General features: G+C 53.8%; 9 protein-coding genes. 4 read left to right on the plus strand and 5 right to left on the minus strand.

Annotation, left to right across the window (positions count from 1 at the left end):
* Window positions 1-36: 36 nt before the first annotated feature.
* On the minus strand, window positions 37-1002 hold the full coding sequence (locus NCT05_RS36210; RefSeq protein ID WP_250504707.1) for a tyrosine-type recombinase/integrase: 966 nt from the start codon (window positions 1000-1002) through the stop codon (window positions 37-39).
* Between the two features lie 304 nt (window positions 1003-1306).
* Here NCT05_RS36210 and NCT05_RS36215 point away from each other — a divergent pair, with 304 nt between their 5' ends.
* The gene (locus tag NCT05_RS36215; RefSeq protein WP_250504708.1) at window positions 1307-1741 is read left to right on the plus strand and encodes a hypothetical protein; all 435 of its coding nucleotides are present in this window, start codon (window positions 1307-1309) and stop codon (window positions 1739-1741) included.
* 199 nt (window positions 1742-1940) lie between these two features.
* Here NCT05_RS36215 and NCT05_RS36220 read toward each other — a convergent pair whose 3' ends face one another.
* Window positions 1941-2393 carry a hypothetical protein gene (locus NCT05_RS36220; protein WP_250504709.1) on the minus strand — a complete coding sequence of 151 codons (453 nt, stop codon included), beginning with the start codon at window positions 2391-2393 and terminating at the stop codon, window positions 1941-1943.
* A gap of 185 nt (window positions 2394-2578) precedes the next feature.
* Between NCT05_RS36220 and NCT05_RS36225 the strand changes: the two genes are divergently transcribed.
* Window positions 2579-2962, plus strand: coding sequence for a hypothetical protein (locus NCT05_RS36225; protein ID WP_250504710.1), 384 nt, complete (start codon window positions 2579-2581; stop codon window positions 2960-2962).
* A gap of 399 nt (window positions 2963-3361) precedes the next feature.
* On the opposite strand, the gene NCT05_RS36230 is transcribed toward NCT05_RS36225, so the two are convergent.
* On the minus strand, window positions 3362-3697 hold the full coding sequence (locus NCT05_RS36230; protein ID WP_250504711.1) for an ankyrin repeat domain-containing protein: 336 nt from the start codon (window positions 3695-3697) through the stop codon (window positions 3362-3364).
* A 360-nt stretch (window positions 3698-4057) separates the two neighbouring features.
* On the opposite strand from NCT05_RS36230, the gene chrA reads away from it, so the two are divergent.
* Both chrA and NCT05_RS36240 read left to right on the plus strand, forming a co-directional pair.
* Complete coding sequence (gene chrA, locus NCT05_RS36235; protein ID WP_250504712.1) at window positions 4058-5278, plus strand: chromate efflux transporter; 1221 nt, start codon at window positions 4058-4060, stop codon at window positions 5276-5278.
* An 11-nt stretch (window positions 5279-5289) separates the two neighbouring features.
* Window positions 5290-5595, plus strand: a complete 306-nt coding sequence (locus tag NCT05_RS36240) for a PadR family transcriptional regulator (RefSeq protein WP_250504713.1) — start codon at window positions 5290-5292, stop codon at window positions 5593-5595.
* A gap of 18 nt (window positions 5596-5613) precedes the next feature.
* Here NCT05_RS36240 and NCT05_RS36245 read toward each other — a convergent pair whose 3' ends face one another.
* Both NCT05_RS36245 and NCT05_RS36250 read right to left on the minus strand, forming a co-directional pair.
* Complete coding sequence (locus tag NCT05_RS36245) at window positions 5614-7419, minus strand: tail fiber domain-containing protein (protein WP_250504714.1); 1806 nt, start codon at window positions 7417-7419, stop codon at window positions 5614-5616.
* A complete protein-coding gene (locus NCT05_RS36250) occupies window positions 7409-7681 on the minus strand; it encodes a hypothetical protein (RefSeq protein ID WP_250504715.1) in 273 nt (90 codons plus the stop codon). The genes NCT05_RS36245 and NCT05_RS36250 overlap by 11 nt, the downstream gene beginning before the upstream one ends.
* Between the last annotated feature and the right edge of the window lie 217 nt (window positions 7682-7898).

Genomic DNA, 7898 nt, shown 5'->3' on the forward strand with positions numbered 1-7898 from the left:
GTCCCCTGAGTAGGGCGGTCATAACGATATCGGACGTTAGATCAGGATGCGCTCAACCTCATCGAGCGTCAGCTGATCGTCGCGCCGGTCATAAAGGCCCGTGGTGCGGGAGCTTTCATGATTTGCCATCTGTTGCGCGATTTCCAGCTTACCGCCGTTCCGGAGGTATTCGGTGATGCCTGTCGCACGGAAGGAATGGCATCCAATTTTTGTCATGATGCCGGCAGCCAGGGCGCGGCGGCCGATCATGCGATAAACGTCGGACTGGCTCATCCCCCGGTCCGTCAGCTTTGCGGACCGGCCGACGCTGGTCCGGAACAAGAACCCCTTCGGATCGTCAGCCAGGGCGGCCGCGCCGATATACGCGTGCAGGTATTCATCGAGGCTATGGTGTGCCGGCATGTCATGATCCTTGCCGCCTTTTTCATGAAGGCGTATCCAGGTGCGCCGGCCCTGCACATAGACATCCTCCACGCGCATTTTTGTGACAGCGCCGACGCGGCCGAACGTGAAGACCATGGCGGCAATCAAAGCCCGGTCGCGGAGGCCGATCGGCGTGCTGGTGTCGATGGAATCCAGCAGGGCGCGCGTTTCATCGGCGGCCAGAACCGGTGTCTTTCCTTTCTTGGCCGAGTGTTTCGGCCCGCGCACGGCCGCAGCCGGATTCATCTTTAAAACCTGTCCGACGACGAGCCAATCAAACAGCATCCGGATCGCGGCCAGGTGCAGCTTCACTGAGGGGGCCGAAAGTCGCCGCTGCAGTGTTTCGACATAGGCGGCGACGTGTACCGGCTCGATGTCCTGCAGCTCGCCCAGCCGGTTTTCATCCCACCAGGCCGCAAAGTCACTCACGGCCCGCGCGTAGGCCTTGCGCGTGTTGGGGTTTCGGATGTTGGCGGTGAAGAATTCAATGAAGCGCTTCGCTGCGGCCGGGTCTGGAGTGAACAGCGCGGGCGGACTGGAATCCGGTCCAGAGGTGATTTTCAGAATCTCGTTTGGCATCCCGGCTCCTGTCTAATTTTAGCGTATTCAAATTGCGCTGATTACGTAACTTCCGTCGCCAAAGCCTTTTGAGCAACGGCTTCCTTGATCGCGCAGAAGGTCGGGAAAGTTTATCCGACTGGACTCGACGAGCTTGGGGCAAAAGTCACTGTTTTGGAAGTGAAAACGGCCGCTGGAAAGTACGCATGGGCGTGAATGTTTTTCTTGCAATTACCTCTTTGTCACATTAAGCAATCTTCTGTTGTTTTAAATATTTAGTACCTTTTTGTCCCAAATATCTGGAAAAGACCAAAGGAATGATTTTATGGCCAGTTTGTTTGTGAAAAAATTTGCCGCGTCGGCGCTGACGGTGACATTTGCGTTAAATGCAAACGCCGCGAGAGTCGCCCAAGCAGAAACTTTCGCCTGCAGTACAGACAATTATTTGTATAGGATCGCTTTTACCCTAACCGACCTTGGTCACGTTGACCAAAGTGTTGCGGACCAACTTGAAACATCCCTTGCAGATTTTTTCAACGCATCAATCGAGAAACGGAGCCGTTCTGATCTTGGCAAATCTAATGCTATTTGGCAGGAAACAGCCGACAGTGCTGCCGCCAAAGTTAAAGCTTTCAATGAAGATCATTCAGAACAATTGGAATTGAGCATTGAACTCCCAACCTCTACGAAGAGACCCTATTCAAATTGCGCTGATTACGCGACTCCGGTCACCAAACCAACCGAGCAGCGACTTCCTTGATCGCGCAGGGAGGTTGGGAAAGTAGGCCAAATGGAATCGATCAATAGAAGAATAGGCGACCGTGATGACGTCCAATAATTCTGAGCGCCCCGCCAACGGGAGCGGCACCTTCGTCGCGAGATCCAGAAAGCTCGCGGTTGTTTTTGCCGTCGCTATCGGTGCGCAGGTCTGTAGCGTACAGCAATATCACGTGTAAAAATCAAGAGTGCGGGGAGTTGTAATACCCTGGCTTCATTGGCTCAAAGATTTTCTGATGATCGTTACTCCAGTTTTCAGCATCGACAGCTTTTTTTGCGCTTTCCAGAGACATCGTTTCTATGATTTTGCCTGATCCCTGGCCTTCAAGAGCCTTGTCATAAGCGGGCTTGCGAGCATCAACGATCCTAAATTCATTTTTAGTTGATGCTAGTGGACCATCAGTTGATCTATCAACAATTTCGCCTCTAACATTTGGTCCATATTTTTGCGATGCATCAACCAAATCGCGCGCCAATTGCATTTTGCCATGGTTAAACCGCTCGGAACCCACCGGGTCAGTCCCAAGAAAACTAACTGGGTTTTCGTCAGGCGGAGCAAAAGCCGGTTCTCCAGCTAATGGAGCAAATACCGACTGTAGTTTCCCTTTCAGGTCCCCGAGAAAATCTCCGCTCATGCCTATCTCCATTGCTTAAAACTTTAATAGATCTTGGCAGATTTTCCTAAATAAACTCTTAACTTTCTGTATTAACCTTTGCCTCCCGATCTGGTCGAGGGGTCCGTTGTGAAATATCTTTGACTCTTCAATAAGTTTGGTGTTATCCATATTCCAGGATTATTTTAAGAGAAAAGGCGATGCTATTGAAAAATACACTGAAACAGGTTGCCGCCGCCGCTTTTGCTACTCTTGGCCTGATCGGCGCTGCCAGTGCCGAAAATTCTCTGTCACAAGAGAACGCCAAATTCTGCAGGCAGTTTGATAATGCCCACTTCATTGGTATCAATGGCGAAAATGATAAATTAATTGTTGCCGCGAATGGGTATTTTGCAAAGAATGGACATGCCTTGATCACGCAGGCCTCCAAAGATCCTTGCGCTGAACCTCTGAAGACCATCGCGACTGAAATGTGCGCTAATCCTGAAGCTGCTTTCGAGAAGATAAACAGTCAACCCGCGCGGGCAGGAAGACGCACCGTCACGCACGCAGATATAAACGAATTCTGTTCCGCCCCTAAAATTAAATAGATTTTATTCTAACGCATGATAAAGGACGTTATCATTCATAAAAGTACGGGTTACCGGAAAACGATTCAAGGGTCGGTTGGAGAAAAAATTCAGGCTTGGAATCGCCGGTCCCAGAGGTTCGAGCCCGACGGTTTCCGCAAAACGGTCGTTTTTTCGAACCCGCGATGAGCGTGGGATCAGTCCAGCTGAAAGAGCCTCCTACTTGCCAGTTGGTCGCATGCTATGCGCACCATGCCAAACTCGAAGATGATTGAGCAGGCAGCTTGGCATTACCAGAGGCAATCCCGTGCAACGGACGATCAACACTTAGGAAGCCGTTAGAACGGTGCCAATGTTTAGAAAATGCCCTGTCGGATTCCGATCGGCTCCCCCGGAACCCTTCCAGTACCTACAAATTATTTATGAACCGGAGCTGGGTTTAAATCGATTCGGACCAAAAACAGTCGGATAAGCGTCTTCAGCCAAGGGGTTTGCCCCCTTTTTAAGAAGATATTCGATACATTTCGGAGATTGCTCGCTTATGACGGCGAGTCGTAGCGCGGAGTCGCGATCCTTGGGATCTTTGAAGTCAAGCAAGGTTGACAATTGATCATATTGGCCATTACGCATCATGTCTTTCAGATGAGTGCTCATGTACCAACCACTGATAACGCCGGCAGTGCCAGTAGCCCCCTTGTCGCCAATGAAAAATCTATTTACCTTCTGGGACAAATTACCAATTAAGTCTTCAGACATAATATCTATTCCCTTCTGTTTTGTTCTAGACATAATAATTTAAAATGGTTAATTTTATGTAATAATGAATTATTATAGATAATATGTAGGGGCTCTCTATATGGGGTGACGTCAAGATTCGGACGTTTACGTACGCCAACGGTTAACCTGTCAGATTTGGGCCTGAGACGTTGATGCGAATGCGTCAACTAATGGTGAAAACGATTCTAATCTGACGCGTTTTGCGCGACACCCTGACGTCTGGTTGAAGTACAGCTCACATTGACGATCGCACCCGCGTCCACAAGCTGCGCGATAGAATCGAAATTCGATATCGAGTTTCGATTATAATTCTGGCTGTATCCATCAGAGGGACAGAGGATGTTGTCGACGGAAAGCGAAATCAAGACGGACGCGCGTGATCGTGCCTGGACGGTGTTCCTGATCTTCTTGCGTTTGGGGTTGACCTCGTTCGGTGGTCCTATCGCGCACCTTGGCTACTTCCGCGCTGAATTTGTGACACGCCGGCGCTGGCTCAGCGAACGCAGCTACGCTGATGTGGTGGCGTTGTGCCAGTTCCTGCCCGGCCCCGCCAGCAGTCAGGTCGGTATCGCGCTTGGGTTGTCGCGGGCTGGGTTCCCTGGCGCGCTGGCCGCCTGGGCCGGGTTCACGTTGCCATCGGCGATCATGCTGGTTCTGTTCGCGCTAGGCATGTCCACGCGCGGCAGTGCTTTTCCTGCCGGAGTGCTGCACGGTTTGACGGTGGTTGCGGTCGCCGTGGTGGCGCAAGCGGTGTGGGGCATGGCCCGGAATCTATGCACGAATACGACACGCGTTTCCATTGCCGCAGCGTCGGCCTGCATTGCCCTCGTGTGGACGAACGCTTTGAGCCAGGTCGGCGTGATCGCGATTGCCGGCGTAGTGGGATTAGTTCTGTTCAAGCCAACTCAAGTCTTGACCCATGACCCGCTGCCGATTTCGGTCGATCGGCGCGTCGGCGCCATGTTGCTGGGACTGTTTTTCGGCCTGCTGATCGGACTACCCCTCGCGACGGCCGCCTGGCCCGACCAGACGCTGGCGATGATTAATGCTTTCTATCGCGCTGGATCGTTGGTCTTTGGCGGCGGACATGTCGTGCTACCGCTCCTGCAAGCCGCAGTGGTGCCCAATGGCTGGGTGAACAATGAAACCTTCCTTGCCGGCTATGGCGTGGCGCAAGCAGCGCCCGGCCCGCTTTTCACTTTTGCGGCATTCCTGGGTGCCTCGATGAAGCTTCCGCCGAGTGGCTGGCTCGGCGCTTCGGTGTGTCTGTTCGCCATCTTCACGCCGTCGTTCCTGCTGGTTGTCGGCGTGCTGCCATTCTGGGAGCAACTACGCCGCAGCGTGCGGACACAGGCTGCGCTCGCTGGAGTGAACGCCGCAGTCGTCGGCTTGTTGCTCGCAGCGCTTTATCACCCGATATGGACCAGCGCCATTTTCAAACCGGAAGACTTCGGACTGGCGCTACTCGCGTTCGTTGCCCTGATGTTCTGGAAGCTGCCGCCCTGGTTCGTGGTGTTGGGGTGTGGTGTGGCCGGGTGGCTGTTGAGTCTCATTTTCTGAGACGCGGATCTATGTCCGACAACGACCTATATGGCGGCTTGATCCGCTTGCATGTCCTTCATCATGCGGGCGAAGAACCCATCTTCGGGCTGGGCATCATCGAGGAACTACGCCGCCACGGCTATGAAATCAGCGCTGGCACGCTCTATCCGATGCTGCATGGCCTGGAAAAGAAGGGCTACCTGCTGTCGCGACAGGAACGATCCGGAAGCCGGGCGCGGCGGGTCTATGAAATCACGACTGAAGGGCGAGCGGCGCTCACCGCAGCCAAGGTCAAAGTTAAGGAGCTTTTCGGCGAGTTGTTCGAAGAGAAATAGCCCTTTAGGGGTCGAACATCAATGTTTTGTGGGACCGCGCTTGATTGCGGCGATTTCCTCCTTCAGCTCTTTGATCGCTGCTTCTTGCGCTTGTATCTCTGCCTGCTGTTCCTGTAGGGCTTTGATGAGAGGGGGGACGAGCTTTTCGTAGTTCAGGCCCCGGGCATGCTCGATGGTTTCTTTCTTCCCATTGCCGAGGTTCATGGTGACGTTGCCGAAATTGTAGGCAATGTCACCGCTGGGATAGACCTTTTCGACTTCCTGCGCGATCAGGCCGATTTGCTCACCGTCCGTCTGGTCCTGTTCGACATCTTTCCAATGGAAGCGGACAGGCCGCAATTTCATGATTGAGGCCAGCCCGTCGCCCTTCGGCAACGGAACGATGTCGCGCTTCAACCGCTGGTCCGATGTCGTGCTGATGGTGGCCCAAGACCCACCGGAATTCTTGCGCTGAAGAGTGCCGCCGCTGTCACGGAAGCCATAGCCAGCGGTACCTTCGGTCGCACCAAAATTAAGGTAAGCGGATGCAGCAAAAAGAACATTGCCGTTGTTGTGGATTGCTAAATTTGTGTAGCTAGTCGCACCGTCCGTCCAGTGAAATTCAGTCCCGCCGCCCGAAATCCCGTCATTCGAAAAATAGTAAATACCATCCGCACCGCCATCGTATGTCATGTCGCCATCGAGACCCGGGGTGTTCCCGAAAGAAACAATGCCGTCGCCGTCATAGACTGTGAGCATGTCCTCAGGAACTGCCGTACCAATCCCAACCCAGCCATTCGAATCGATGACCAAGCGTGTACCGCCGCCGGTGGCGTCAAAAATGAAGAATTTATTCGCGAGGTTAAAGTCTGTTTCGTTTGCGGTTCCTACCCCGGTTGACCAAGTATGACCGCCGATATAACCAATCTGTGCATAGGAATTGGTGCCTGTGTCTGTATTAGCCACGGCGAGCTGCGGAGCAAATGCTGAAGCATTGCTGGTGAAATAGCCGGGATAGCCGCTCGCGCTGGCGTTACTACCATAGACGCCATAGGTCACACCACTAGTCCCGTTAGCGATGCCTTTAATGCTTGCAGCACCATTGGCCGTCCCAGCAATAGTGCTGGTAATCCCAAAAGCAGCACCGGTTGACGAGTTATTGACTGTGAGAACGGAGCCGGTCGAGGCGGCAGCGTTGGTATTTGTCAGACTCAGCAGACTACCCGTTGTCATGGATGTTGAACCGATCTTGAGAGCTATACCGGACGTCAGCGTGTCCCAGTTCCAGACTTGAGCAAAGTTTGCATTCGCGATGGTATGTCCCACCGCCGCCGCTGTGATACCGGACAGCGCTGTGCTGGCAGTGCCCGCATTAGAGATCCAAGAGGTAACGCCCGCGCCGTCAGTGGAAAGGACGTAGCCACTTGTACCCGCAGAGATTGGCAGGCTCATAGTCCACGAGCCCGCTGCGGCCTGAGACTGGATTCCGACATAGCCGGACGTGTTGCCTTCGAGCCGGAGTGTGCCCAGGGTCGTTCCTGCCATGCCAATATCAAGAAGCGCCCCGGGGCCGGTGTTACCGATTCCGACCCGTCCGCTCGACTGAAAATTGATAACCCCGGTCCATAGATTTGAGCCGCCATTACAGAACATGAGGTTGGATACCCCGCCATTCTCCGGGCCACCGGCGTTGATGAAGCTGTTAGCCGTTATTCCCGTGCAGGAAGATCCGGGAACCGGCTCCGCTGCGCGGGCTTGCGGCGTGGCCAGCAAGATCAGGGAGGCCATGAGCGCCACACGCTGCAATGCTTCGATCTTTCCCGCCATGCGGTGATTATTTCGCATGGCTGCTCTCCACATCCGTCAGTTCTCCGCTGTAGGCGACATTCCCTCTGACCAGCAGCCCGTCTTTATTTAACGTGGCGACCTCCTTGCCATCGACCATAAAGCGGATGACGCCGTGCTCTTTGTCGATGACGATTTCCGGCGCAGAGGCGGCATTTTTCGTTGCAGGTTCATTCGGTTGATTTGGCGTGGCGTTCGTCGCCTGCACGGGGTAGGCAGTGAACAGCAGAACGCACGCGAGAATGACAGCTGAAAAGCGCATTGCAGAAAACCTCCGGACTACGAATGAAAACCACCGAGGATCTGCCCTTGGTGGCCGGAGGTTGACAACCGTAACTGAAGGAACGGTGCGGCAGTCTTTAGCCGCGAGGCTTGAACATACACTGCCGCCCCCCGGCCATAGCCGAGAAGCGGCATCAATTCGTTGATGCCGAGTCGCTTCAGTTTGGAGTTGTCACACTCCGGACCGGTTCAAAACC

It is taken from the genome of Caballeronia sp. AZ7_KS35, assembly GCF_023631045.1.
GTDB classification, from domain to species: domain Bacteria; phylum Pseudomonadota; class Gammaproteobacteria; order Burkholderiales; family Burkholderiaceae; genus Caballeronia; species Caballeronia zhejiangensis.

Bases quoted from the DNA above. Each gene is read 5' to 3' on its own strand.
- NCT05_RS36230 (WP_250504711.1), bottom strand. From the start codon at position 3,697: ATGTCTGAAGACTTAATTGGTAATTTGTCCCAGAAGGTAAATAGATTT.
- NCT05_RS36250 (WP_250504715.1), bottom strand. From the start codon at position 7,681: ATGCGCTTTTCAGCTGTCATTCTCGCGTGCGTTCTGCTGTTCACTGCC.
- NCT05_RS36240 (WP_250504713.1), top strand. From the start codon at position 5,290: ATGTCCGACAACGACCTATATGGCGGCTTGATCCGCTTGCATGTCCTT.
- NCT05_RS36220 (WP_250504709.1), bottom strand. From the start codon at position 2,393: ATGAGCGGAGATTTTCTCGGGGACCTGAAAGGGAAACTACAGTCGGTA.
- NCT05_RS36210 (WP_250504707.1), bottom strand. From the start codon at position 1,002: ATGCCAAACGAGATTCTGAAAATCACCTCTGGACCGGATTCCAGTCCG.
- NCT05_RS36245 (WP_250504714.1), bottom strand. From the start codon at position 7,419: ATGCGAAATAATCACCGCATGGCGGGAAAGATCGAAGCATTGCAGCGT.
- chrA (WP_250504712.1), top strand. From the start codon at position 4,058: ATGTTGTCGACGGAAAGCGAAATCAAGACGGACGCGCGTGATCGTGCC.
- NCT05_RS36215 (WP_250504708.1), top strand. From the start codon at position 1,307: ATGGCCAGTTTGTTTGTGAAAAAATTTGCCGCGTCGGCGCTGACGGTG.